23 protein-coding genes and 1 pseudogene are annotated in these 24,800 nt (G+C 64.6%); 4 read left to right on the top strand and 20 right to left on the bottom strand.

Features of this window, described 5'->3' with window-relative positions; genetic code table 11:
- Positions 1–123: 123 nt before the first annotated feature.
- From DBIPINDM_RS28030 to DBIPINDM_RS28020, 3 genes are all read right to left on the bottom strand, one after another.
- The gene (locus DBIPINDM_RS28030) at positions 124–468 is read right to left on the bottom strand and encodes a hypothetical protein (RefSeq protein WP_258582229.1); all 345 of its coding nucleotides are present in this window, start codon (positions 466–468) and stop codon (positions 124–126) included.
- Positions 469–530: 62 nt separating this feature from the next.
- Complete coding sequence (locus DBIPINDM_RS28025) at positions 531–1,178, bottom strand: ThuA domain-containing protein (protein WP_258582228.1); 648 nt, start codon at positions 1,176–1,178, stop codon at positions 531–533.
- Between the two features lie 53 nt (positions 1,179–1,231).
- Positions 1,232–2,254 (bottom strand): LLM class flavin-dependent oxidoreductase, encoded by a 1,023-nt coding sequence (locus tag DBIPINDM_RS28020; RefSeq protein ID WP_258582227.1) that lies wholly within the window; start codon positions 2,252–2,254, stop codon positions 1,232–1,234.
- Between the two features lie 105 nt (positions 2,255–2,359).
- On the opposite strand from DBIPINDM_RS28020, the gene DBIPINDM_RS28015 reads away from it, so the two are divergent.
- A complete protein-coding gene (locus tag DBIPINDM_RS28015) occupies positions 2,360–3,457 on the top strand; it encodes a CaiB/BaiF CoA transferase family protein (protein ID WP_258582226.1) in 1,098 nt (365 codons plus the stop codon).
- Positions 3,458–3,655: 198 nt separating this feature from the next.
- Entirely contained in the window at positions 3,656–4,882 is a 1,227-nt protein-coding gene (locus tag DBIPINDM_RS28010; RefSeq protein WP_258582225.1) for an NAD(P)/FAD-dependent oxidoreductase, read from the top strand.
- Positions 4,883–4,895: 13 nt separating this feature from the next.
- Here the strand turns inward: DBIPINDM_RS28010 and DBIPINDM_RS28005 are convergent.
- The 15 genes and pseudogenes from DBIPINDM_RS28005 to DBIPINDM_RS27935 form a co-directional block, all read right to left on the bottom strand.
- Positions 4,896–5,957: pseudogene (locus tag DBIPINDM_RS28005) on the bottom strand (ABC transporter ATP-binding protein).
- 9 nt (positions 5,958–5,966) lie between these two features.
- Positions 5,967–6,779, bottom strand: coding sequence for a carbohydrate ABC transporter permease (locus DBIPINDM_RS28000; RefSeq protein ID WP_258582224.1), 813 nt, complete (start codon positions 6,777–6,779; stop codon positions 5,967–5,969).
- Positions 6,779–7,654, bottom strand: a complete 876-nt coding sequence (locus tag DBIPINDM_RS27995; protein ID WP_258582223.1) for a carbohydrate ABC transporter permease — start codon at positions 7,652–7,654, stop codon at positions 6,779–6,781. The genes DBIPINDM_RS28000 and DBIPINDM_RS27995 overlap by 1 nt, the downstream gene beginning before the upstream one ends.
- 188 nt (positions 7,655–7,842) lie before the next feature.
- On the bottom strand, positions 7,843–9,135 hold the full coding sequence (locus DBIPINDM_RS27990; protein WP_258582222.1) for an ABC transporter substrate-binding protein: 1,293 nt from the start codon (positions 9,133–9,135) through the stop codon (positions 7,843–7,845).
- A 69-nt stretch (positions 9,136–9,204) separates the two neighbouring features.
- A complete protein-coding gene (locus DBIPINDM_RS27985; protein WP_258582221.1) occupies positions 9,205–10,221 on the bottom strand; it encodes a Gfo/Idh/MocA family protein in 1,017 nt (338 codons plus the stop codon).
- A complete protein-coding gene (locus DBIPINDM_RS27980; RefSeq protein WP_258582220.1) occupies positions 10,218–10,925 on the bottom strand; it encodes an N-acetylmannosamine-6-phosphate 2-epimerase in 708 nt (235 codons plus the stop codon). The genes DBIPINDM_RS27985 and DBIPINDM_RS27980 overlap by 4 nt, the downstream gene beginning before the upstream one ends.
- 64 nt (positions 10,926–10,989) lie before the next feature.
- Positions 10,990–11,886, bottom strand: a complete 897-nt coding sequence (locus tag DBIPINDM_RS27975) for an N-acetylmannosamine kinase (RefSeq protein ID WP_258582219.1) — start codon at positions 11,884–11,886, stop codon at positions 10,990–10,992.
- The gene (locus DBIPINDM_RS27970; protein WP_140710033.1) at positions 11,870–12,697 is read right to left on the bottom strand and encodes a MurR/RpiR family transcriptional regulator; all 828 of its coding nucleotides are present in this window, start codon (positions 12,695–12,697) and stop codon (positions 11,870–11,872) included. The genes DBIPINDM_RS27975 and DBIPINDM_RS27970 overlap by 17 nt, the downstream gene beginning before the upstream one ends.
- A 14-nt stretch (positions 12,698–12,711) precedes the next feature.
- Positions 12,712–13,254 (bottom strand): sterol carrier protein domain-containing protein, encoded by a 543-nt coding sequence (locus tag DBIPINDM_RS27965; protein ID WP_258589362.1) that lies wholly within the window; start codon positions 13,252–13,254, stop codon positions 12,712–12,714.
- Positions 13,166–13,855 carry a GNAT family N-acetyltransferase gene (locus DBIPINDM_RS27960; RefSeq protein ID WP_258582218.1) on the bottom strand — a complete coding sequence of 230 codons (690 nt, stop codon included), beginning with the start codon at positions 13,853–13,855 and terminating at the stop codon, positions 13,166–13,168. Before DBIPINDM_RS27960 ends, DBIPINDM_RS27965 begins: the two co-directional genes overlap by 89 nt.
- Before the next feature lie 142 nt (positions 13,856–13,997).
- Complete coding sequence (locus DBIPINDM_RS27955) at positions 13,998–14,273, bottom strand: hypothetical protein (RefSeq protein WP_258582217.1); 276 nt, start codon at positions 14,271–14,273, stop codon at positions 13,998–14,000.
- 119 nt (positions 14,274–14,392) lie between these two features.
- Complete coding sequence (locus tag DBIPINDM_RS27950; protein ID WP_258582216.1) at positions 14,393–15,889, bottom strand: aldehyde dehydrogenase family protein; 1,497 nt, start codon at positions 15,887–15,889, stop codon at positions 14,393–14,395.
- A 19-nt stretch (positions 15,890–15,908) separates the two neighbouring features.
- On the bottom strand, positions 15,909–16,826 hold the full coding sequence (locus DBIPINDM_RS27945; protein WP_258582215.1) for an intradiol ring-cleavage dioxygenase: 918 nt from the start codon (positions 16,824–16,826) through the stop codon (positions 15,909–15,911).
- A 29-nt stretch (positions 16,827–16,855) separates the two neighbouring features.
- On the bottom strand, positions 16,856–17,917 hold the full coding sequence (locus DBIPINDM_RS27940) for a maleylacetate reductase (protein WP_258582214.1): 1,062 nt from the start codon (positions 17,915–17,917) through the stop codon (positions 16,856–16,858).
- Positions 17,918–18,034: 117 nt separating this feature from the next.
- Positions 18,035–18,325, bottom strand: a complete 291-nt coding sequence (locus tag DBIPINDM_RS27935; protein ID WP_258582213.1) for a YciI family protein — start codon at positions 18,323–18,325, stop codon at positions 18,035–18,037.
- A 329-nt stretch (positions 18,326–18,654) separates the two neighbouring features.
- Between DBIPINDM_RS27935 and DBIPINDM_RS27930 the strand changes: the two genes are divergently transcribed.
- Positions 18,655–20,757 carry an FAD-dependent oxidoreductase gene (locus DBIPINDM_RS27930; RefSeq protein WP_258582212.1) on the top strand — a complete coding sequence of 701 codons (2,103 nt, stop codon included), beginning with the start codon at positions 18,655–18,657 and terminating at the stop codon, positions 20,755–20,757.
- 9 nt (positions 20,758–20,766) lie between these two features.
- A complete protein-coding gene (locus DBIPINDM_RS27925) occupies positions 20,767–22,305 on the top strand; it encodes a trimethylamine methyltransferase family protein (RefSeq protein WP_258582211.1) in 1,539 nt (512 codons plus the stop codon).
- 205 nt (positions 22,306–22,510) lie between these two features.
- Here DBIPINDM_RS27925 and DBIPINDM_RS27920 read toward each other — a convergent pair whose 3' ends face one another.
- Positions 22,511–23,191, bottom strand: a complete 681-nt coding sequence (locus tag DBIPINDM_RS27920; RefSeq protein WP_258582210.1) for a TetR/AcrR family transcriptional regulator — start codon at positions 23,189–23,191, stop codon at positions 22,511–22,513.
- A gap of 46 nt (positions 23,192–23,237) precedes the next feature.
- Complete coding sequence (locus DBIPINDM_RS27915; protein WP_258582209.1) at positions 23,238–24,800, bottom strand: ABC transporter substrate-binding protein; 1,563 nt, start codon at positions 24,798–24,800, stop codon at positions 23,238–23,240.

The following is a 24,800-nucleotide window of genomic DNA, read 5'->3' as shown; positions in this document are numbered from 1 at the left end:
GTTGCGGCCTCCCCTTTCTCGTCATCCTAGGGCGAAGCAAGGAGCGAAGCGACGCGGCGCAGACCCTAGGATGACGAAGGTGTTGGGATCTGGCGACAATTGGCAGCGCCGCTCCCTCTGTCGTCATCCGCTGGCCGAGCGTCTCGCCACAAAGGCAAGGTCCCGCCGAATGACGTCCAATTTGTCCTGGGACAGACCGGCGAGCAGCTTTTCATCGAGATAACCTGCTCGAATGAGCTGCGCAAAGACGTAGAGAAGCTGGGAATAGCGATAGTCGAACGTCCGATCGATTTCCTGCCGCTGTTCACGCAAATAGTCTTCCAGCTCCCACATGTCGGAGGGCTGCGTCACCGCACTGGCCTTGCTTTTGAAGTCGGCAATCGTCTTTGCCAGGGCCGCCTCAAGAGCCGTATCGAAGGCATGGTGCGCGAGCTTCTTCTCGGATGCGGACCAGCTGAAATTATTCATTGGATATCTCCGTAGATGTCCCAGCGAATTCGGCCCAGATTTTCACGAAAACGCGCTTGCTGCTACCCCCGCGCCGCCCAAAGCAACCCGCGCTTCACAATCAACGCCATCTCCGGCACCGCAAACTCATCCGCTGTGTGCCCAAGCGAACTGTAAAAAACCTTCCCCGAACCATACCGGCGCTTCCAGACGACCGGCATGACAACGCCACCGATCCCGGGGAAATGCGCATCGCTGAAAGTCGTTGTCGCCAGCACCTCATTGCTCGGATCGACATGCATGTAATACTGCTCCGACCGGTAGGCGAAATCACTGATGCCACTGGTAATCGGATCGTCCGGTTGTGTGATAACCACACGATAGTCGATGATGTTGCCGGGGTGCGCGACCCATTGGCCGCCGGTCATGAACTGATAGTCGGGCTCGTTGCGAAAACTGTCGCCCATCGTGCCGTGAAAACCGCCGAGGCCTGTTCCCTCGCGAACTGCACGCGTCAGGTTCTGCAGCTCGGCCTTCTCGATCGTCGACATCGTGATGACAGGCACGATGAGATCGAAGGACAGCAATTCCGGATCGGCGAGCATCGCCGTGCCCTCGCCCAGCGTGACATCAAACCCGTTGCGCTGAAGTAGCGCGCGGATGATATCGGCGCTGCGCTCGGGCGTATGGCCTTCCCAGCCGCCCCAGGCAATCAGGGCCTTCTTCGCCATGCCGTGAACCTCCTGAATCGCCCGCCGCGATCGATGGTTACACGGCGCGGCTGTCAGCGCCAGCCTAGCGCCGGCGCGACATGGGTTAGGATCGCCTCGATGACATGGGCGTTGTAGTCGACGCCGAGCTGGTTGGGCACGGTGAGCAGCAGCGTGTCGGCCTCGGCGATCGCCTCGTCCTGCACCAATTCCTTGATCAGCACGTCCGGCTCGGCGGCGTAGCTGCGGCCGAAGATCGCCCTGGTATTTTCCTCAATGAAGCCAATCTGGTCGCGGCTCTCATTGCCACGGCCGAAATAGGCGCGGTCGCGGTCGTCGACCAGCGCGAAGATGCTGCGGCTGACCGAAACGCGCGGCTCGCGCTCGTGCCCGGCCGCCTTCCAGGCCTCGCGATAGATCCGGATCTGTTCGGCCTGCTGGATATGGAAAGGCTTGCCGCTCTCGTCGAATTTGAGCGTCGAGCTCTGCAAATTCATGCCGAGCTTGGCCGCCCATTCCGAGGTGGCGTTGGTGGCCGCGCCCCACCAGATGCGCTCCCGCAGGCCTTCCGAATGCGGCTCGAGCCTGAGCAGGCCGGGCGGGTTGGGGAACATCGGCCGCGGATTGGGCTGGGCAAAGCCCTCGCCGCGCAGCGTGTCGAGAAAAACCTCGGCGTGGTGCCGCGCCATATCGGCGTCGCTTTTGCCTTCCTGCGGCTGGTAGCCGAAATAACGCCAGCCATCGATCACCTGTTCGGGCGAGCCGCGGCTGATGCCAAGCTGCAGCCGGCCGCCGGCGATGATGTCGGCGGCACCCGCATCCTCGGCCATGTAGAGCGGATTCTCATAGCGCATGTCGATGACCGCCGTGCCGATCTCGATGCGGCTGGTCTTGGCGCCGACGGCCGCCAGCAGCGGGAATGGCGAGGCGAGCTGGCGGGCAAAATGGTGCACGCGGAAATAGGCGCCGTCGGCGCCCAATTGCTCAGCCGCGACGGCGAGATCGATGGACTGCAGCAGCGCGTCGGAAGCCGAACGCACTTGCGATTGCGACGAGGGCGTCCAGTGCCCGAACGAGAGGAAACCGATTTTTTTCATGGCCCTGAAGTATATGCGGGCGGCACGTGCTTCAATGCCAAAACAGCGGGGTTACACACCGTCACCTCGCGCCATACTCTGGGGCTAAACGCCGTGGAGGGTGGAATGCTGAAGGGGACGCGAATCATCGAGATCGAGGCGCTCGGGCCGGCGCCCTTCGCCGGCATGCTGCTCGCCGATCTCGGCGCCGAAATCATCGTCGTCCATCGCAAGCAGGCGCCCGTGCCGGGCCTGCCCGAACGCTCGCTGCTCGATCGCGGCAAGCGTTCCATCGCGCTCGACCTCAGCGATGCCGAGGACGTCGCACTGCTGATGCGCCTCGTCGCCACCGCCGATGGCCTGATCGAGGGATTCCGGCCCGGCGTCATGGAGCGACTCGGCCTCGGCCCGGATGCCTGCCTGGCGGCCAACCCTCGGCTGGTCTATGGCCGCATGACCGGCTGGGGCCAGGACGGACCGCTGGCCCGCACCGCCGGCCACGACATGAACTATATCGGCGTGTCGGGCGCGCTCTGGTACGCCTCCTTGCCGGGCGAGCCACCCATGGCGCCGCCGACGCTGGTCGGTGACATAGGCGGCGGCGCGCTCTATCTGGTGATCGGCATGCTCGCCGGCATCATCAACGCGCGCGCAAGCGGTGAAGGCACCGTGGTCGACGCGGCGATTGTCGACGGCTCGGCCCACATGATGAATCTGTTGATGGCGCTTGGCCAACTCGACGGGCTTGCCGCCGAGCGGGGCACCAGCCTTCTCGACGGGCCGCATTGGTGCCGCGTCTACCGTACATCGGATGACGGCTTCATCAGCGTCCAGTGCATCGAGCCGAAATTCTACGCACTGTTCCTCGAAAGGTTGGGACTCGCCGCCGATCCGCAATTCGCCAACCAGTTCGATCGCAATCTCTGGCCGCAGCTCGGCAGCCGGCTGGCGGCGATCTTTGCCGCAAAAACCCGCGGCGAGTGGACCAGCCTGTTCGAGGGCTCGGACGCTTGCGCCTCCCCCGTGCTCAATCCATGGGAGGCGGCACTGCATCCACACATGGCCGCGCGCGGCTCGTGGCTGACGATGGACGGCATCTTGCAGGCCGCCGCTGCTCCGCGTTTTTCCGGCTGGGCGCAAAAGACGCCGGCGAAAAGTCCGGCGCGCAACGAACATGGCGCGGAGATTCGCGCCGAGCTGGCGGATCCATCCAAAAGCCGTTGAAATCGATCATCTTTCCACTTCCGAGGTCGCCCTCGCACTTCCGGCTGCCGGGAACGGCCGATACCGGCTTGCACCCGCATCGGACCGAGCCGCTGGCATCGTGGCGGCACCCGCGCGATGCGCCACGGGCGGGATCGCTTGAAAGTCACCTCACAATCTCGTATACGAGTATACAAGATTCATCGGAAGGTTACGGCCATGTCCTTCGTCTCAAATCCCGGCAAGGCACCAAGGGATGCCTTGGTCATCGGCGGCGGCATTGCCGGCTGTACGCTCGCCCATGAACTGGCCCGCAGCGGTCTCAAAACGACCATCCTCGAGCAGAGCATGATCGCTGCGGAATCCTCGGGGCGGAACACCGGCACCTTGCTCAGCGGCCCGCAGAAAGAAGTGGTCGAACTGCTGGACGCCAGCGTCGCGGTCTATTCGGAGCTCGCCGACGGACCCGTTCCCTTCGAATTCGCCGCCATCGCGCATCTGCTGATTTCCGAGGACGACGCCAGTTTCGAGGCGGCTGCCACCGTCGCGGACCGCTATCGGGCAGCCGGCGTGTCGATGGAGAAGATCGCGGGCAAGGAGCTGGCGCGCGACCATCCGCGCATCGGCTTCAAAGTGGCGGGCGGCTATTCCGTTGGCCGCGCCTGGACGCTGGAACCGATGGGCGCGACACACGCCTTCGCCCATGCCGCCCGCGAGGCCGGGGCTGCGATCCGCACCGGCCTGCGCGTCGCCCAGATCTTCGCCAAAGGCGGCAAGGTCCAGGGTGTGCTGACCGACCAGGGCATCATTCCCGCCGATCTCGTCTTCATCGCCAACGGACTGTGGATGTCGGAGCTTTTACGGCGCACCGTCGGCGACGGGCCGCTTCCCGGCCTGCCCTTCACCGCCGGCCGCGGCTGGCTGATCCAGTTAGGAAAACTCGACTTCGACCTGCCCTGGATCATCGAGGAACTGACCTGGCCGGATCAGGAGGAGCTCGGCCGGCGCATGCGGCTCGACGGCCTTGCCGATGTCGCCGCCCAGCGCGACGACCGGCCGGCGGTGGAGGCCATCTGCCTCAACCCGATGCGCGGCGGCGATGCCAGGCTCGGCGCCTCCGTCCAGCCCGCCTTTCGCGATCTCGTCCGCAACACCGACATGGCAAGCCGCATCGCCAGCCGCACGCTGCGCATGCTGCCCGGCCTCGGCTCGCCGCAGGTCAAGAACGTCTATCCCGGCAACCGCCCCATGCTGTCCGACGGTCTGCCGGTCGCCGGCAGGACCGCCGTCGAGGGGTTGTTCCTGCATGGCGGCATGGGTTCGATCGGCATGCATGCGGCGCCCGCCACGGCGCGCTGGCTGGTCGACGCCGTACTTTCCGGCGACGGCAATCCAACACAGGAATGGCTGCGCCCCAACCGCTTTGCGGGATGGGGAGCGGTCTGAGGCGGCGCCAGGATCAGCGAACACGCAGCCCTTGCGCGTCGAAGATGCGCGTGCGGTGGGGCAGAAAGCGCAGCGTGATCGTCTCGCCGAAACGCGGCTGGTCCTCGCGCCGTTCGGCCACCACCGTTTCGCCGCTCGGCAGCACGCCGTGCACATAGGAGGTCGATCCCAGGCGCTCGGTGACATCGACGGCAAGCATGAGCTCGACGCCCTGCTTTTCGTCGAGATGCTCCGGCCTGATGCCCAGCATAATCTCCTGGCCGTTGCCTAGCTTCGCGGCAAGGTGCGAGACATCGACCCTGGCGTCGCCGACGAGCACGGCTTTCCCATCCTCGGCCACCCGTGCCTTGAGAAAATTCATGCGCGGCGAACCGATGAAGCCGGCGACGAAGGCGTTGTCGGGATCGTCGTAGAGCGACAGCGGCGTGCCGGTCTGCTCGATCTTGCCGGCCTTCAGCACGACGATCTTGTCGGCGAGCGTCAGCGCCTCGGTCTGGTCGTGCGTCACATAGACCATGGTGCGGCGGATCGACTGGTGCAGGCGCTTGATCTCGGCGCGCAACTCGGTGCGCAGCGCCGCGTCGAGATTGGACAGCGGCTCGTCGAACAGGAACAGCCTGGGGTCGCGCACCAGCGCCCGGCCGATGGCGACGCGCTGCCGCTGACCGCCGGACAATTCACGTGGCTTGCGACCCAGCAAGGGCTCGATCTGCAGCAGCCTGGCCACCGCATCGACCTTTTCCTGTGACGTCTTGCGGTCGAGCCCGCGCATCTTCAGGGGAAAGGCGATGTTCTCGGCCACCGACATGGTCGGATAGAGCGTTTAGGACTGGAAGACCATCGCCACGTCGCGCTCCCGCGCCGGCAAATTGGTGACGTTGCGGTCGCCGATGACGATGGTGCCGGAATCGATCGGGTTCAGTCCGGCAATCGCGTGCAGCAGCGTCGACTTCCCGCAGCCCGACGGCCCGAGCAGCACGACGAAGGACCCCTCCTCGACCTCGACCGAGACATCGTCCAGCACGTTGACCGCACCGTAGGATTTCGACACCGACCGTATAGACAAATTCGCCATCGTATCCCCTCAGCCCTTCACGCTGCCCAGCGTCATGCCGCGCACGATCTGCCCCTGCACCAGAACGCCAAGCACGATCATCGGCAGCATGATGAGCGTGGCGGCGGCCGTCAGCGCGCCCCACTGGATGCCCTGGAAGGTCAGGAACGAGGTGATGGAGACCGGCAAGGTCTGCGTGTCGCGGCCGGTCAGCACCAGGGCGACGAAGAACTCGTTCCAGGTGAACAGCACGCACAGGATCATCGTCGCCACCATGCCGCCGCGCGCCGCCGGCAGGTAGACATGCAAGAACACGCTGAACTCGCGCGCGCCGTCGACGCGGGCGGCATCGCGCAATTCCTTCGGAATGTCGTCGAAGAAGGTGATCAGCAGCGAGATGGCGAACGGCACGTTGACGAAGGCATAGGCGGCGATCAGCAGCCAATGCTGGTTGAGCGCCCCGATCCGCGTCGCCAGATAGTACATCGGAATGACGAACAGCAGCGCCGGCGCAATGCGCAGGCTGAGGATGAACTTTTCCTTGGAACGGCGCAGGTCGCCCGGCTGCTGCGCCAATCCGTAGGCGGCGACCGAGCCGATGGCCACCGCCAGCGCGCTGGACAGGATGGAGATGATGAAGGAATTGGCGAAGGCGTTGAGGAAGCCGCGATTGGCGAACACCGTGCGGTAATTGTCGAGCGTCGGGCTGAACAGCCAGACCGGCGGGATGGCAAAGGCATCGCGCGTCGTCTTGAACGAGGTCACCAGCACCCAGTAGAGCGGGAACAGCACCGCCAGCAAAAGCATGAGCAGCCCGACATAGAAAACCGCGCGCCGGGCCATCAGCGCTCTCCCGCTTTCGGAAACAGAACGCTGTACATAGTCAGCAGCGCGACATTGGTGAAAATGGTCAGGATGACGGCGATGGCCAGCGCGTAGGAAATGTCGAAATTGGTGAAGGCGACGATGTAGCCATAATAGTTCAGCGTCTCGGTCGACAGCGCCGGCCCGCCGCGTGTCATGATGTAGAACAGGTCGAAGGCCTTGATGCTGTCGATCGCCCGGATCAGCGCGACGATGGCCAGCGCCCGGCGCAGCATCGGCAGCAGCACATACCAGGTCACCTGCCATTCGCGCGCGCCGTCGACGCGGGCCGCATTGAGCGGATCGGTCGGTGCCGATTCCAACGCCGCCATCACCAGCAGGATGACGAAGGGCGTCCATTGCCAGATGTCGGCGATCAGCACCGAGAACAATGCGAGTTGAGGACTGCCCAGCCAGTCGACCTGGGACAGGCCAGCCAGCGACAGCAGATAGTTCGCCATGCCGGTGGCGGGATCGAACAGGAAGCGCCAGGTCAGGCCGACAACGACCGGCGTCATGATGATGGGCACCAAAAGCAGCGTCCGCACCAGCCGCTTCATGGCGAAGTCGCGGTCGAGGAAGAGCACGACGGCAAGCCCGAGCGCGATCTCGATCACCGTCGCCAGCGTCGTGAACAGCACCGTGCGCCAAAGTGCGGCCATGGCGCGCGGATCGTCGAAGAAGCGGAAATAATTGTCGAGGCCGACAAACTTCTCACGCCCAGCGCGCATCAGCGACAGATCGTGCAGCGAAATCCAGATCACGAACAGCGTCAGCGCGACCGATGCCACGGTCAGGCAGACGATGATCGGCTGGAAGAAATGCTTCGTCGGATCCGACGCTGTTGTCGCCACGGTCTCAATCCATCAGTTGAGGATTTCGCCCTGCCGCGCACAGGGAGCGCACGCGGCAGGGCAAGCCTGCCCGCCTAGAGCCGGATGATTTCAGGTCGAATCGACCTGAAATCTGAATCCGTCTCTAAGTCAAAGAGATAGAGCATGATGTCGTCCGAAAACCGCTTCACACTTTTCGGCATCATGCTCTACCGGGCGAGCGCGGCGTTGTTGGCCTCGTCCGCCTCCTTCAAGGCGTCAGCGGCGCTGGCCGTGCCGGCAAGCGCCTTGGAGACGGCGATGCCAGTGTTGTTGATGAGTTCGTTGGCCTGTTCGACCGTCGGCAGATATTGCGGATTGCCGGCGTTGATGGCGGCGATCATGCCATCCTTGAAGGCGCCATAGCGCTTGCCGAAGGCCTCGCTGTTAAGCACCGAAAGCGAGGTTACGCCGGAGTTGGGATCGGTCTCGATCGCCTTCAGCTGCTGCTCCTTGGCGGTCGCCCAGGCGGCGAACAATGCGGCCGCTTCCTGGTTCTTCGATTCGGCCGAGACATACATCGAGTGCACGGCAAGCGAGGACGAACCGCCCTTGGGTGAGGCGGACTTCATCGGCACCGGCACATAGCCGACCTTGCCAACCACCGTGGAGACGGTGGGGTCTTCATTGTAGGCGCCGTTGACAGTGGCATCGAGCGTGATCGCCGCCTTGCCCTGCTGGAACAGCAGCCGGTTTTCTTCCCAGCCGAAATTGGCGACGCCGACGGGGCCGTAATCCTTCAGCACCTTGGTGAAGGCATCGAGTGCGGCGACGCCCTCCGGCTTCGCCAGCGCCGACTTGCCGTTGGCATCGAGGAACGAGCCGCCGAAACCCCAGAGATAGGCAGCCCAGACATAGACGCCCTGGATGCCTTGCTGGCCGCGCATGGTGATGCCGGCGACCTGCTTGTTGGTCTTTTCGGAAATCGTCTTGGCCGCGGCCGCGATGTCGTCGAACGTCTTCGGCGCTGCAAGCCCGTACTGTTCGAACAGGTCCTTGCGGTACATGACGAAAGTGCTCTCGCCATAGACCGGCAGCCCGTAGACCTTGCCGTCGACAACGTTGGTGTTGAAATAGCCGGGCACGAAATCGGCCTTGTCGAAATTCTCCTTGTGCTTGGCCAGGAAATCGTCGAGCGGCACGACATAGCCTGACTTCACGAAGCCCGGCAAATAGATGATGTTGTTCTGGACGACGTCGTAGCGGCCGGATTTGGAGGAGAATTCCAGCAGTTCCTTGGCCGTGATGTCGGCCTCGGGCACGATCTCGAGCGCCACGTCGATGCCGGTCACCTGCTTGAATTCCGGCAACAGCCTCTGGATGGCGTCGGTGGTCGGGTGGCCTTCGAGCAGCACCGACAATTGCACCCCATCAAACGGCTTATTCTGCGCAAGGGCCGGCAGGCCCGTGGCAAGCGCGGCAGCAGCCACGCCAAGCATCAACATAGTACGTCTGTTAAGCATTTTTCGTCTCCCATTGTTGGGCCGCTTTGGCCTCGTTTCAAATTCTCTCTGTTTGTCTGAGCACCACCTCTAGCTGAGGCGCACGATTTCGCCGCTCTCAGCCGACCGCATCATCGCCAGTGTGAGTTCGAGCGAACGAAGGCCATCACGACCGCTGGCGATCGGCATGGCGGCGCCATCCAGCCAGGCCAGCAGGCCGCTGAGCTGACGCGCCAGGTCGCCGTCGAGACGGCCGTTGACGACAGGCCAATGCTGGGTGTCGATCTCACGCGAGGTCTCATTGCTGGCGTAGTAAAGGCCGCTGTCGCCGCACTGCACCTCGAACGAACCTTCGGTGCCGATCAGCTCCATGCGGGCATCGATCATGTGGCGGGCGCCGGCCGGCAGCGACCAGGCGCTTTCGAAATTCACCACCGTGCCGCCGGAGAAGCGCACGATTGCCGCCAGGCTATCCTGCGTGCCCGACGCGCCGAGCAGAATGTCGGTCTGCTGGGCATAGACGGAAACCGGGTGCTGCCCGTCGAGCATCCACAGCACCATGTCGACGTCGTGCACGGTGACATGCAGTGCCAGCGGCAGTCTGCCGCCATAGCGCTTGGGGCCTTCGGTGCGGGCGCTGTTGCGCCGGGCATAGATGTGGATCGGGTCGCCGATCTTGCCTGAAGTCATCAGCTCCTTGGCCGCGGCGTAGCGCGGATCGAAGCGCAGGAGATAGCCGATGCCGAGCTTGACCTTGGCCGCCTCGCAGGCCGCGATGATGGCGCGCGCATCCTCGACCGTGGAGGAGATCGGCTTTTCGATGAAGATGTTGATGCCGGCTTTGGCCACGGCAACCGCCGGCGCCAGGTGCAGATTGTCGGGCGTGCAGATCGAGACGAGGCCGAGATCGTGCTCGCCGGCCAGCAACGCCTCATGGCTGGCGTAGACCTTGCAACCCGGCGCCTTGGCGGCGACGGCGCCGGCCAGTTCCAGATTGGGATCGACGATCGCTGCCAGTTCGCAGCCGACCATGTCGGCGAAGATCGCGGCGTGCATGGAGCCCATGAAGCCTGCACCGATAACGGCGACGCGGCGGCGCTTGATCATGACTGGTTCCTCTTCAATTGCGGATTGGCGCTCCACGACGCGACCTGGTCGACGAAGCCACGGGTGATGGCGTCGGGCCGCGTGATGGCGCCGCCGACGACGATGAAGCGGGCGCCGAGCTCGAAGCAGCGGACAGCCTCCTGCGGCGTCCAGATGCGGCCTTCGGCGACAAACGGCAGGCCGGCGCCGGCAAGCTGTTCCATGAGCTGGAAATCCGGCCCGCGCTGCTGGTTGGAATAGGCCGTGTAGCCGGCCATGGTGGTGCTGATGAGCGAAGCGCCGGCATCGATGGCGCGCTTGCCTTCATCGAGCGTGCTGACGTCGCCCATCGACAGGCGCCCCCTCTGCGCGATCGCACCGAACATCGTCTTGAGATCGGTCGGGCGTGGCCTGTTGGTGGCATCGAGCGCCACGATGTCGGCGCCGGCCTCGATGACCGCCGCCACGTTGGCGAGCGTCGGTGTGATGTAGATTTCGCTGTCGGCGCGGCGGGCCTTGATCAGGCCGATGATGGGAACGCCGGTCCTGCGTCTGACGGCTTCTATGTTGGCGACGCCCTCGATACGCACACCGGTCGCGCCACCGAGGACCACGGACCGGGCAATGGCGGCAATATGCTCGGGAGCGTCGAGCGGCATGCGGGATTCAGCCTGGCACGAGACGACCAGCGTTCCATCGAGCTGAGCGAACACATCGCCTTGCACCTGGGGTTTCTCCTTCGAGCGTTACCCCTGCAATCAAGCGTGGATGAAACTTTTTGTCAAGAAACTATTTTAGATGAAAATTTCCGTCATAGAGCAACGCGACCCCCAACAGACCGGCATCGGCGCCGGCCCGCGCGGCAAGGATCGGGCGCTGGAAAACGGCTGGAAGCTGCCGGGAATGCGCCTGCAGGGCCGCGATGAACCCCTCCGCCAGCCCGACGCCGCCGCCGACCGCGAAGCCATCGATGTCGACGGAAGCCGTCAGGTCGGCGAAGCCGTTGACCAGCGCCTCGACGGCGGCGGCGATCACCTCGGCGGCCATGCCATCGCCTTGCCTGGCGGCTGCGAACAGGTCCGGCGCGCCAACCGGGCGGCCGAGCCGCTCACTGCCGCGCCGGGCGAGTGCTGTGCCCGAGGCGATTGTCTCCAGGCAGCCGCGCCGGCCGCAGCCGCAGATCACGCCGCCGGGGTCGGACATCATATGCCCGGCATGGCCAGCAAGCCCGGCGGCGCCGGTCTGCAGGCGGCCGTCGATGACCAGGCCGCAGCCAATGCCGGTGGAGACCGTGAAGAAGGCGAAGTTGCGATAGCCGCGGCCGGCGCCGACGGTGAATTCGGCCCAGGCCGCCGCTTGGGCATCGTTGACGACCAGCGGCGGCACGCCGAGCGCCGTTTCGAGCGCCCGGGCCAGCGGATAGCCGTTCTCGATCGGTAAGGTCTGCGGGTTGAGCGCGGTCAGCGCGCCGTCGCGGACGATGCCGGTCGTGGCGACGGCGACGGCGTCGAGCGCATGCTTGGGCGCCAACCCGGCGATCGCGGCGACCAGATCGTCGCCCGTGCCCGTTCTCGGCGTCGCCGTCTGGCGCCTGTCGTGCAATTGGCCGCCGCGCACTTCGGCGGCGGCGATCTTGGTCCCGCCAATGTCGATGGCGAAGACCGCGCGATCAGAAGCTGCGGTCACTCACGACCTCCGCCGTGCGGCCGAGCAGCGTGAGCCGCGCCGGATCCTGCCGCATCATCTCGGCCGCCAACGCGTCGACGATCAAAAGCTGGCTGATCTTCGACGGGAACGCGCCACCGGTCAGCGGCGTTTCCGGCCAGGACGCAATCAAAGCGAGGTCGCAGGCGGCGACCAACGGGCTTTTCGAGCGGTTGGAAATGCCGATGACGAAGGCGCCTTGCGAGCGGGCAAGCTCGGCGATGCGCACCGCGTCGATGGTCGAGCCCGAACTCGAAATCACCACCTGCACGGCGCCCTTCTGCGTGGTTCCCGCCGCCATGACAGCCAGATGCGCGTCACCCAGCGCGCGGCTGAGCTTGCCGATGCGGGTCATCTTGTAGGCGAGGTATTGCGCCGTGATGGCAGAGGCGGCGATGCCGAAGCAGTCGATGGCCGTCGCCGCCAGCAGCTGCCGCGAGGCGGTGGCGATATCTTCCCGGACGATCAGTTGCTCGGTTTCACGCAGCGAGATGATGGCGGTTTCCACCAGCCGCTGGATGTCGTCGGTCGGCAAGCCGATGTCCCGCGCCCGCTCGTCGGTGGCCAGTTCCTTGGCCAGCGCTAGCTTGAAATCCTGGAAGCCGGTAAAGCCCTGGTCGCGGCAGAAGCGCATGACGCTGGCCTCGGACGAGGCGGAGGCCTCGGCAAGCTCGGTGATGCTCTGGCGCAAGGTGGCGTCGGGCTGCGCCAGCACCGTCTCGGCGACGCGCGCCAGCGCCGGCGTCATGTCTCCAGCCGCCGCCCTCAGCGAGGCAATAAGCGCATGTGTCATGAATGTCCTTGTTCCTAAAAGTGCTCTGCCACCCAGGGCGGCGGTCCGGCAAACAGCTGGTCACACAGACGCATGGCAGCCGCATCGCCGATCACCTGGCCATACTGCGCCAGTTTCGAGGCGCTGCGAAAGCCCGTGAATATCTGCACGAAGGCCGGCGCCTGCACGGCCACGGTCGGGCCGGTCGCCTCGCGGACCTCGACCGCGCCACCCCTGATCTCGATCTCCAGCGCAGTCTCCGCCGGACCGATGCGCAGTGCCAGCCTGATATCGTCGGCGTGGTAGCCGCGCTGGCGCAGCGCCGCGGCAGGATCGAGCACCCGCAACAGCCATTCCTCCTGATGCGCCAGACGCCAGCCCTTGTCCGGCATCGCCGCCACCAGATCGTCCTGCGGGCCGCCATGCCAGCGCACGGCCGGATAGACCGAGCGGAACCTGGCCAGGAACGACAGCAGCCCTTGCGCGGCGTCAGGCGAAGCGGCGTACCAGTCGCGGACATCGAGACGGGCCTCGTCGCCCATATCGAGGATCAGATGGGCCCCGTCGCCTTCGGCCAGATAGGCGGCGAGCGCATCGGTCGGCTCTCGCCGCAGCTCGTTCCAATGCGCCGGGCCCACGGCTGAGCAGCCCGGCCTCGCGGCCCGCCTTGACGGCATAGGCGCCGGCAAGGCGCGGATCGTCCAGCTCGACGCGTTCGAAGGCGAGCCTGCTCGCCGCCGGCAGGCTGGCAGTCTCGGCTTCATAGATGATCTCATGACCGGCGAGCTCGAAGCCGCTCTTGCGGTAGACCGGCCGTGTCGAGGCAAACAGCGTGGCGATGGCCGCGCCCTTGGCCTGCGCCTCCGCGCATAACGCGTCGACAAAAGGCACCGCCAGCCCCTGGCCGCGACGCTCCGGCGCAATCGCCACATGCGCGATGTTGGCCGCCCGCACCGGTCTGCCGTGAAAGACATGCGCCGTCTCGAGCAGTGCCGCGCATGCCTCCGGATGCCCGCTTTCGCCGCGCAGCAGCCTGAGCGCGCCAAGGCCGACATGGGCGATGTATTCGTCCGCTCGTGCCTTGCCGAAGCCGAAAGCCCAGCTCAGCAGGCGCGCGATTTCAGGCGCATCCCTGGCTGTTGCCGCTTCAATGACGACAGATTTGGAGTTTTTTTTCATACTTGTCCAACGATTGGCGATTTTCATCATAGCTTGAAATCACCAATGTGCAATGGGCAGCAAAACAGCAGCGGCATCGAGCCGTCGCTATGTCCGCAAGCTCTCGTGAGGAGACCGGCCTACGCCAAAGGCAATCAGCCGATCATTTCCCGCAATGATGATCGTTGATCTTGTTTATCGCATTCGCGTCCGGCCCCACCCGGTGGTAGGAACAGGCGCCGGCGGCAGTGGTGAACAGCTGCTGATCGTAATAGCGCGGACCGCCGAACAGGAAGTCGATGAGATCGTCCTGGGCGGGAACGTAGCGTTCCGGCTCGGCCTGGTGGTGGCGATGCTTGGTCCCGGCGAACGCCGATGAGGACACCACGCAGCCGATCGCGAGAGCAAGAGCGCAGATTGCAAATCGTTTCGTCGTCATCGGCGATACCCTCCTGGCCATACGAATATCTTATATAGGCAAAATCGCCAGTCGGGCAAAAGTTCCCCCTGGATCCTGCGCGGCTCGCCCTCTCCGCGAGACGTAAGGCAGGAGCATCTTTAATCGGTCTGGATCCAGACCGATTTCGTCTCCAGATATTCGTGCAGATGCTCGATGCCGCCCTCGCGGCCGTAGCCGGACATCTTCATGCCACCGAAAGGCACGGCGGGGTCAATGGCATGGTACATGTTGACCCAGACCGAACCGGCCTTGATGCGGCGCGCCAGCTTGTGCGCGGTGCCGAGATGGGTGGTGAAGATGCCGGCCGCCAGGCCATAGGGCGTCGCGTTGGCGCGCGTCACCGCCTCGTCGAGCGTGTCGAACGGCATGGCGGAAATGACCGGGCCGAAAATCTCTTCGCGTGCGATGGTCATCTTGTCCGACACAGCGCCGAAGACGGTCGGCGCGATGAAGTTGCCGCCATCGTAGAGCGCGCCCGTCAGCCGTGATCCGCCGGCGACCAGTTCCGCGCCTTCGTCGCTGCCGGCCTTGATATAGCCCTCCACCTTGCCGGCCTGCCTGGCATTGATGAGCGGCCCGATTTCCGTCTCCGCCTCGATGCCATGGCCGATGCGCAGCTTGCCGGCGAAATCGGCGAGCCGGCGCACGAACTCGTCATGGATTTCGCGCGCCACGAACAGCCGCGAGCCGGCAATGCAGATCTGGCCGGAATGCACGAACACCGCCATCGCCGCGATCGGAACAGCCTTGTCGATGTCGGCGTCGCGGCAGACGATGATCGGCGACTTGCCGCCAAGCTCCAGCGAAACGCGCTTGAGGTTTGTCACCCCAGCCCGCGCGATGGCCTGCCCAGTGAGAGTCGAGCCGGTGAAGACGATCTTGTTGACGTCGGGATGTTCGGCGAGCCGCGCGCCCGCCTCGGTGCCGGTGCCGGTGACGATGTTGACGACGCCATCAGGCACGCCGGCTTCCTGCATCAGACGCGCGATCAGCAATGGCGTCAGCGATGCATCCTCGGAAGGTTTCAGCACGACGGTGCAGCCGGTGGCGAGCGCCGGCGCAATCTTCCAGATCGAGGCGGCGATTGGCGCGTTCCAGGGAATGATCGCCCCGACGACGCCGACCGGCTCACGCCGCGTGAAAGAGACGATCTCGCCGGGGATCGAATTGTCGATCGCCTCGCCATGCAGCGCCGTCGCCATGCCGGCATAGAAGCGCAGCATGCCGATGACCCGGCGCCGGTTGGCCAGCGTGCGCGTGATCGGCAGCCCCATGTCGAGCGTGTCGGAAACGCTGAGCTCTTCCCAATGCGTCTCGAACAGATCGGCTATGCGCAACAGCACGCATTGCCGTTCATAGGGCGAGAATTTCGACCATGGTCCTTCGAAGGCCGCGCGCGCTGCGGCCACCGCCGCGTCGACGTCAGCGGCCCCGCCGCGCGGCACCGTCGCCAGCACCTCGCCCGTCGCCGGGTTGAGCGCCTGCATCTCCTCGCCGGACTGCGCCGCGACCCACTTGCCGCCGATGAACATCGGCCGGAATTCGCCGTGATAAAGCGTCGTGGCCTTCGCCCTCGGGTCGAAGCTCAGCGTCATCTCTTTCTCCTCGCAAGTCTCAGGCCGAGCCCGCAGATTTGCGCGCCAGCACGAAATCCCAGTTCACCGCCCAGTAGGGCGATGTGAAACCAAGCTCCGCCGCGCCGGTCGGGTCCGTGACCGCCTTGAAATCCGCGACCAGCGAATCCTTCACGCCAAAGACCGCGTCTTCGGCGAGATACTGGCAATCGGGCGTGAAGATATGGGTGATGACGGGGTCATAGCCCGGCGCGCTGATGATGAAATGGATATGGGCGGCCCGGTTGGGATGGCGTCCGAGTGCGCCGAGCATCTTGCCCACGGGTCCGTCGTCCGGGATCGGGTAGTAGCGCGGCTTGACGGCCCGGTACCAGTAGTCGCCGTTCTCGCCGCTGGTGAACACGCCGCGCAGGTTCCAGTCCGGCTGCAGCCCTTTCTGCTGAACGTCGTAGAAGCCGTCGTCATTGGTCTGCCAGACGTCGATCAGCGCGCCGGCCACCGGTTTGCCTTCGGTATCCACCACGCGTCCGCGCACCACCAGCGGCTCGCCCTTGCCGTCCAGGCAGATATTCGTGCCGTGCTCGTAGCGCGGCGCCTCGGGCACGTAGAATGGTCCCAGGATGGTATTCTCCGTCGCGCCATTCGGCCGCCGGTGATTGATGGCGTCGACCAGCATCGAGACGCCGAGCGTGTCGGACAAAAGGATGAATTCCTGCCGCCAGTCCGAACACATCTGGCCGACTTCGGTCAGGAAGGTGATGCCCTTGAGCCATTCCTCATGCGTGGGCTCGATTTCCTTGATGGCGGCGTGCAGATGCTTGACCAGCACGCTCATCACCTCGCGCAGGCGCGGATCGACATCGGGCCCCATGCGCGCGTTGACGACATCGACCGAGGTTTCCTCCTCGAAATACGGATATTTCGGCGGCTCAGCGCGCCTGGCCTTGACTTTGCCCAAGATGATCCTCCTCCAGATGTCGCCACGCCTCAGGGGCGCGGCCGTTGCCCGGCATAGGCGCGGGCGATCAGGCCCTTGATCGCTTCGCGCTCCAGCGGGCGCGGGTTCCAGTAAGGGTTGGACAGCGCCCTGTCCGTCGCAAGCTCGATGCCGCTTTGCGGCATGCCGATGTCCGCAAGCGCGCGCCGTGCACCGACCCTTCCAGCAAGATCGTAGAGCGCCATGGCCGGCTCGTCCGTGCCGAGCACGTCGCGCAGCCTGTGCATCACATCGGGCACCGCCGGCGCGTTGTAGGCAAGCGCATGCGGAAGCACGATCGCATGCGTTTCGGCATGCGGCAGGTCGAAGCTGCCGCCGAGCGTATGGCAAAGCTTGTGATGCAGCGCCATGCCCACCGAGCCGAGGCAGATGCCGCAAAGCCAGGCGCCGTACAGCGCCTGTGCGCGCGCTTCCCGGTCCCCGGGATCGCCGGCGATGATCGGCAGGGCGGCGGCAAGCGCGCCGATCGCTTCTGTCGCCATCAGGCTGATGACCGGGTTGCGCTCGTGTGCATAAAGCGCTTCGACCGCATGCGCGATCGCATTCAAGCCGCTGGTGCCGGACATGGCCGCGGGCAGCGACAGAGTGAGGTCGATGTCGTAGATCACCACCTCCGGCAGCACCTTGGGGCTCGATTGGGTGACTTTCACCCCATCCCTGGTCTCGCCGAGGATCGGCGTCATTTCCGAGCCGGCATAGGTGGTCGGCACCACGATCTGCGGCAGGTCGGTGCGCAGCGCAATGGCCTTGGCAAGACCCGTGGTCGAGCCGCCGCCCACGGCAACGAGCCCGTCGGCCTTGAGATCCAGGATGACGCGCAGTGCGTCCTCGGTGATCTCCACCGGCGTGTGCATCGTCGCCCGCGCATAGACGCCGGCGGCGCGGCCGCCGAGCTGTTCGACGAGGCGTCGCGCTTCCGGCTCCTGCGGCGGCGTTGCCAGCACGGCGACGCGCTTCAAACCCAGCCGATCGAGCTCCGCGGGCAGCTGCCGGATGGTGCCGGATCCGAAAATGACACGGGCCGGCTGGGCGTTATAGACGAAGGGTTCCATGAATTCGCCTCGGGCTTAGAGCAATTCCAGGAAAAGTGTGAAACGGTTTTCCGTCCGGAATTGCGTCAAAACAAATAGTTAGAGCAGTTCGCCGTTTCCGTGAAACGGTGAATTGCTCTAGCTCCGGTTGTCGACGCGCATCAGGAACGGGTTGATGCTGACCGACTGCCAGACATTGGCCGCGTTGAAGGGATCGGCGGCATTGAATGCCCTGACATCCTCGATCTTTTCGGCGGAAAACACAAAGAGCGAGCCGATCATCGTCTCGCCGTCCCCGGCCAGCAGCGGACCCGAGATGATGGTCTTCACCGGTCCCTGGGCAAGATGCGCCTTGTGCGCCTCATAGTTGGCCAGGCGCCTGGGCAGGGCGTCGGCATGGTCCAGGCAGTGGACGGCAAACAGTGTCACGACATTCCTCCCAAAGTGCCCGGCAGACCGTTGCCAGCGATCTGAACGCGGCGACTCCCAAAAGGGGTCGAGCGGCCTTCGAGGCTGGCGAGGAACGACAGGCGAGCAGAAGATAGCCCGAAATATGGCTGACCGGTTCCAAGATCTGTCCAATTTGGACAAATATGATCGTGTTGTGAACACCAGACGACCAGCCCGCCGAAACACCATCGCACGGGCTCTCCTTTTCGGACCGATCCCTGCACCGATGCTTTGGGCCATTGCGTTCTGCAATATCAGCGAATATGCTTGTTGTACGATCGTTCAACAAGCGTGTTTGCGAAACCCTGATGACCTGCAATCCCCGCTACGAAATCCTGTTCGAACCGATGCGCATCGGGCCGGTCACCGCGCCGAACCGCTTCTATCAGGTGCCGCACGCCAGCGGCATGACCAACGCGCTGCCGCGCGTGCGTGCCGCCTTTCGCGAAGCCAAGGCCGAGGGCGGCTGGGGCGTGATCTGCACCGGCGCCTGTTCGATCGACCCCAGTTCGGACGACACGCCGCTGCCTTTCGCCACGCTGTGGGACGACAACGACATCCGCGCCCATGCGTTGATGACGGAAGCCGTGCACCGTCACGGATCGCTTGCCGGTGTGGAACTGTGGCATGGCGGCGCATCCGTCATGAACAGGGCGAGCCGCCTGCCACCGCTGTCGCCGTCGGGAATTCCGTGGATGGCCACGCATGTCGGCTTCATGGGCAATTTGCGGCCGAAGACGATGGACAAGGCCGACATCCGTGAGGTGTTGAGGTGCCAGGCCGAGGCGGCGCGCAAGGCGCGCACGGCTGGCTTCGACGTCGTCTATGTCTATGCCGGCATGGGCTATCTCGGCTACGAATTCCTGCTGCCGGAATACAATCATCGCACCGACGAGTACGGCGGATCGATCGAGAACCGCGTGCGCTTCGTGCGCGAGATGATCGAGGTCACCAAGGACGCCGTCGGCAAGGATTGCGGCGTCGCCTTGCGCGTCAGCCTCGAGGAACTGCGCAGCCGGCCGGGCCGCAACCAGCCTTCCGAAGCGCACGAGCTGATCGAGCTGCTGGCCGAGCTGCCCGACCTGTTCGACGTCAAGATGGATTCCAGCCCGACCGACTGTTCGGCATCGCGCTTCACCGGCGAAGGCAGCCACGAGCCGGTCATCGATTTCGTCAAATCGCTGACCAAAAAGCCGGTGGTCGGTGTCGGCCGCTTCACCTCGCCCGACACAATGGTGTCGCAGATCAAGCGCGGCGTGCTCGACTTCATCGGCGGCGCGCGGCCCTCGATCGCCGACCCCTTCCTGCCGGCCAAGATCCGTGAAGGCCGCGAGGCCGAGATCCGCGAATGCATCGGCTGCAACATCTGCATCTCAAGCTGGCATGACGGCGTGCCGGTGCGCTGCACCCAGAACCCGACCGCTGGCGAGGAATGGCGGCGCGGCTGGCATCCCGAGCGTGTCGACCGTACCGACAAGCCCGAGCGCATCCTGATCGTCGGTGGCGGCCCCGCCGGGCTCGAATGCGCGCTCACCCTCGGCCGACGCGGCCATGAGGTGACGCTCGCCGACAGCAGCCGCAGCTTCGGCGGGCGGCTGACCTTCGAGAAGACGCTGCCCGGCCTCTCGGCCTGGAACCGCGTCGTCGACTACCGCCTCGGCCGCCTCGGCGAGATGAGCAATGTCTCGCTCTATCCCGAGAGTGTTTTGGGCGCGGACGAGATCATCGATCTGGCGCCCGACCGCGTGGTGCTGGCGACCGGCGCGCGCTGGACCAACATGCTCTATTCCTCGCTGGAGATTCCGGTCGGCCGGCTCGACCATCCCAATGTGTTCACACCCGACGACATCGCCGCCGGCCGGCTCCCACAGGGACCGACCTTGGTCTTCGATTTCGACAATTACTACATGGGAGGTGTTCTCACCGAACATCTGGCCGCGCATGGCATCCCGGTCAGTTATGTGACCCCCGCCGGCCAAGCGTCCGCCTGGACGATCATGACCAACGAGCTGCCGCTGGTGCATCGCGCGCTGGCGCGGCGCAAGGTGCCGGTGACGACGCTGCATCTGCTGAAATCCTTCGACGGCGAGACGGCAACGCTGGCGCATCTGTTCACCGGCGAGGAAACCCACGTCGCCTGCCGCTCGGTGCTGATCGTTGGGCTGAGATTGCCGCGCAACGAGCTGTTCGAGGCGTTGACGGAACGGGCGGACGCGCTTGCCGCTGCCGGCATCCGCAGCGTCGATCGCATCGGCGACACGCTGGCTCCCGGCGCCATCGCCCATGCCGTGCACAGCGGCCACAAGCTGGCTCGAGAGATAGGTGCAAAGGCCCGCTGGCAGCCCTATCGCCGCGACACGCCGATCGTCGATGCGGTGGCGGATTTCGATATGCGAACGGCAGCCGAATAGGAGAAGGTCATGGAACGCACCGCCGCACGTCGCAGACCCGGCCGCCCGCAGCGCGAGATCGGCGGCATCGAGCAGCGGCCGTGGAAGCAGCTGACACGCCCCTACGCGCCGATCGAGATCCTGTCTGATGATCAGGTGCAAACGATCCACGAAATGGGCCTCACCATCCTCGAAGAGATCGGCATGCGCGTGCTGCAGCCGCAGGCGCGGCAGTTCTATCGCGCCGCTGGTTGCGATGTCGACGAAGGCGAGATGCGGGTGCGCTTCGACCGCGCCATGGTGATGGAACGCGTCGCCATGGCGCCGTCATCCTTCGAACTGCGCGCCCGCAATCCGGCCAAGAACGTCAAGGTCGGCGGGCGACACTGCATCCTGTCGTCGGTCGGCGGCCCGGCCTATGTCATGGACAATGATCGCGGCCGCCGCCCCGGCACCTACGCCGAGATGTGTGATTATTTGAAGCTGATCCAGTCGTTCAACGTGCTGCACCAGGAAGGCGGCGGCCCGTTCGAGCCGCTTGACCTGCATCAGAACACCCGCCATCTCGACCTCTACTATGCCGAGATCACTTTGCTCGACAAGAACTGGCAGCCACAGACGCTCGGCCGCGGTCGCGCCACCGACGCGCTGGAAATGGTGGCGATTTCGCTCGGCACGACGCGCGAGAAGCTGGCGCTGGAGATGCCGGTCTTCACCGGCATCATCAACACCAACTCACCGCTGCAGCTCGACGAGCCGATGGCCGAGGGCCTGATCGCGCTGGCCGAGCACGGCCAGGTCAATGTCATCACGCCGTTCACGCTGGCCGGCGCGATGAGCCCGGTGACGCTGGCCGGTGCGCTGTCGCAGCAACATGCCGAGGCGCTGGCCGGCATCGTGCTGACCCAGATCGTGCGTCCCGGCGTGCCGGTGATGTATGGCGGCTTCACTTCGAATGTCGACATGAAGACCGGCGCGCCGGCCTTTGGCACGCCCGAATACACGCAAGCCGCGCAAATCACCGGGCAGCTGTGCCGGCTGATCGGCGTGCCGTTCCGCTCCAGCAATGTCACCGCCGCGAATTCGGTCGACGCGCAGGCCGCCTATGAGAGCGCCATGTCGCTGTGGGGTTGCCTGATGGGCGGCGCCAATCTGGTGCTGCATGCTGCCGGCTGGCTCGGCGGCGGGCTCACCGCATCCTTCGAGAAACTGGTCATCGATGCCGAGATGCTGCAGATGATGTCGGCCTATTTCGACCCGCCGGTGGTCGACATCGACACGCTGGCGCTGGAAGCGGTGCGCGAGGTCGGCCCGGCCGGACATTTCTTCGGCGCCGCGCACACCATGCAGCGCTACGAGCGCGCCTTCTATTCGCCGATGGTGTCCAACTGGGACAATTACGACACCTGGATGGAGCGCGGCCAGGTCACGGCACGCGAGCGCGCCAATGTCGTGTGGAAACGCATGGTCGCCGAATACGAACAGCCGCCGATCGATCCCGGCATCAACGAAGCGCTGCGCGACTATATGGAGCGGCGCAAGCGCGAGGGCGGTTCGCCGCTGAATTGAGGGCGAGCTCATTTGAGGTTAGCGCCAAGCACCCCCCTCTGTCCTGCCGGACATCTCCCCCTCAAGGGGGGAGATTGGCCGCTTCATCGGAGGGCTCTTCTTTCAACGCTGATGATTGGCGAAGGCCGAACTGACATCCGATCTCCCCCCTTGAGGGGGAGATGTCCGGCAGGACAGAGGGGGGTACAGCGCCGACCTGAAATTCTTATCCGCCCCGCAGCGGCCCCACCTGCCCTTCAAGCATCTCGAACCCCGCCGCCTCCGCCGCCTGTGGCGTCACCACGCTTTCGTCGAGGCACCATTCGAGCCACAGCCCGTCGACCAGCGCGATGAAATTGCGTGCCAGCGCGGGCGCGTCGACTTGCCTGCCGCGCGGCACCGCGACCGCGGCGATGTCCTCGGCAAGCTCCGCCCGGTAGGCGTCGTAGAGTTCGCGATGCGCCGCCTTGAGCCGCGGGTTGACAGCGATCTCGCCCCACAGCGACAGCCAGATCAGCAGGTTCTCGCGGCTGAAATATCCGGGCGAAAAATTGGAATGCACCAAAGCGGCAAGTGCCGCCTGCGGCGACCAGTCCGATGTTTCGGCGCGGCGGCGCTTGGCTTCGGCGATCTGGTTGTTGACGCTGGCATAGAGCGAGGATTTGTAGACCTCGACCAGCAATCCATCGAGGCTTTCGAAATGGTGGTTGATGAGGCCGCGCGAGACGCCGGCCTCCTTGCAGATACGATCGATGGTGAAGGCGCCGATACCGCCGACCGACAGGCAGCGCGTCGCCGCCTCGATCAGCATGGAGCGGCGCACATCCGCCTGCTCGCGGCTGAAGCGCGGCGGCGATTTCTTTGCGCCGCGCTTCTTTTTTGCACCATCTGGTTGGGCTTCCGTCATGAACCCCAGCTAATCGATTATGCCCTTCCTGTCCACGGAAGCACGTTCATGCCTTCTTCTTGAACAGCACCGGATTGGGGTGACCGTCCGGATAAATAACCGGGTCGAAAGCGGTCTTGTGGATGGCGACCAGCGGCTGGTGGCAGATGAAGACGAAACCGCCGGACTGTTCCATCAAATCCTCCATGCGGTTCGACAGGACGATGCGCTTGGCCTCGTCGCTTTCCGCCACCAATTGCTGATAGCTGGTCTCGAACTCCGCGCTGTCGAAGCCGGACCAGTTGTAGGCGCCGATCTGGTCGGGTCGGAACCACACCAGGTTTTCGGACGGATCGATGCCGCCGGCGAAATCCATCAACGCCAGGTCGATGTTCTTGTAGCCGTCGCCTTGCGTCTTGTCGCCGACGCCCCAGAAAGCGGCTTCGTCATAGGGCTGGATCTCGACCTTGATGCCGGCCTGTTCTAGGCTCGCCTGGATAATCTGCGCGGTCGCCGTGCGGATGGAATCGTTCATCACCGTCAGGGTCAGCGACAGATCGCTGACGCCGGCCTCTTTGAGCAGCGCTGCGGACTTCTCATAGTCGGGCGCCGCGATCAGATTCGAGGCTCTCGCGAATTTGGTGCCGGGCTGGACGACGCCGGTGGAGCGTTTGGTCAGGTCGTCATAGACGCCGGTGAGTACCTGCCCGACATCGACGCCATACTGCACCGCCTGGCGGACTTTCAAATCCTTGAGCCGTGGGCTCAGCATGTTGATGGTCAGCCAGACATAACGGGTCGATTGCGCCTCGATCAGCGTCGTGTCGGCGGGTGGGCTCGCCTTGACCGCCTTGGTCGCCGAAATGGCGATCTTGGTGTAGTCGAAGGCATCGGCCTCGTAGGCGAGTTGGGCGGCCTGATCGTCCGACACGACATAGATCTCGACCTTGCCGAAATCCGGCTTTGGACCCGGCCAGTCCGGGTTGGCTGATAGCGTCACCTTCTGCTTCTGCTGCCAGTCGGAGAAGAGATAGGGCCCGCATGTTGCCGGCGGCTGCGTGGTGAACTTGCCGCCAGCCTTCTCGGTACCGGCGCGGCTGATGATGTGGCCGCCATAATAGGGCAGGCTGGTGACGAAGATCGGCTGGTAAGGTTCCTTCAGGTGGATGATGCCGTTGCGGGCATCGACAACCTCGACGCGATCGAGTTTTTCGAACTGGTAGGCCCAGGGCGATGCCAGCGCCTTGTCAGCGATGCGCTCGAACGAGAATTTCACGTCGTCTGATGTGACCGCGCCGAAGCCACCAGACCATTTCAGCCCGTCGATCAGGGTGAAGGCGATGGTCTTGGCGTCTTTCTGTTCGAGCTTTTCCGCGCCCCACAACGACCAGGGCGAGCCCTTGCGGATATCGCCGAAATGGTTCAGCGAGACATAGATGCCGCGCATCATGACATCCTCGATGCCGCCATTCATGAAGGCGGGATCGAGGCACTGCAGGTCGCCCTCCATGCGGATGCGCAGCGTGTCGCCGGCCGCCGACCAGGCAAAACCTGGCTTCATCGCCAGACCGGCGCCGAGTACGCCGGCCGCTTTCAGGAATGCACGTCTGTCCATGGTCCATTCTGTCAT

Source organism: Mesorhizobium sp. AR02 (assembly GCF_024746835.1).
In the GTDB taxonomy this organism is placed as follows: domain Bacteria; phylum Pseudomonadota; class Alphaproteobacteria; order Rhizobiales; family Rhizobiaceae; genus Mesorhizobium.
The sequence above is the reverse complement of the archived record's forward strand: the minus strand, read 5'-3'. Positions and strand labels throughout refer to the sequence as shown.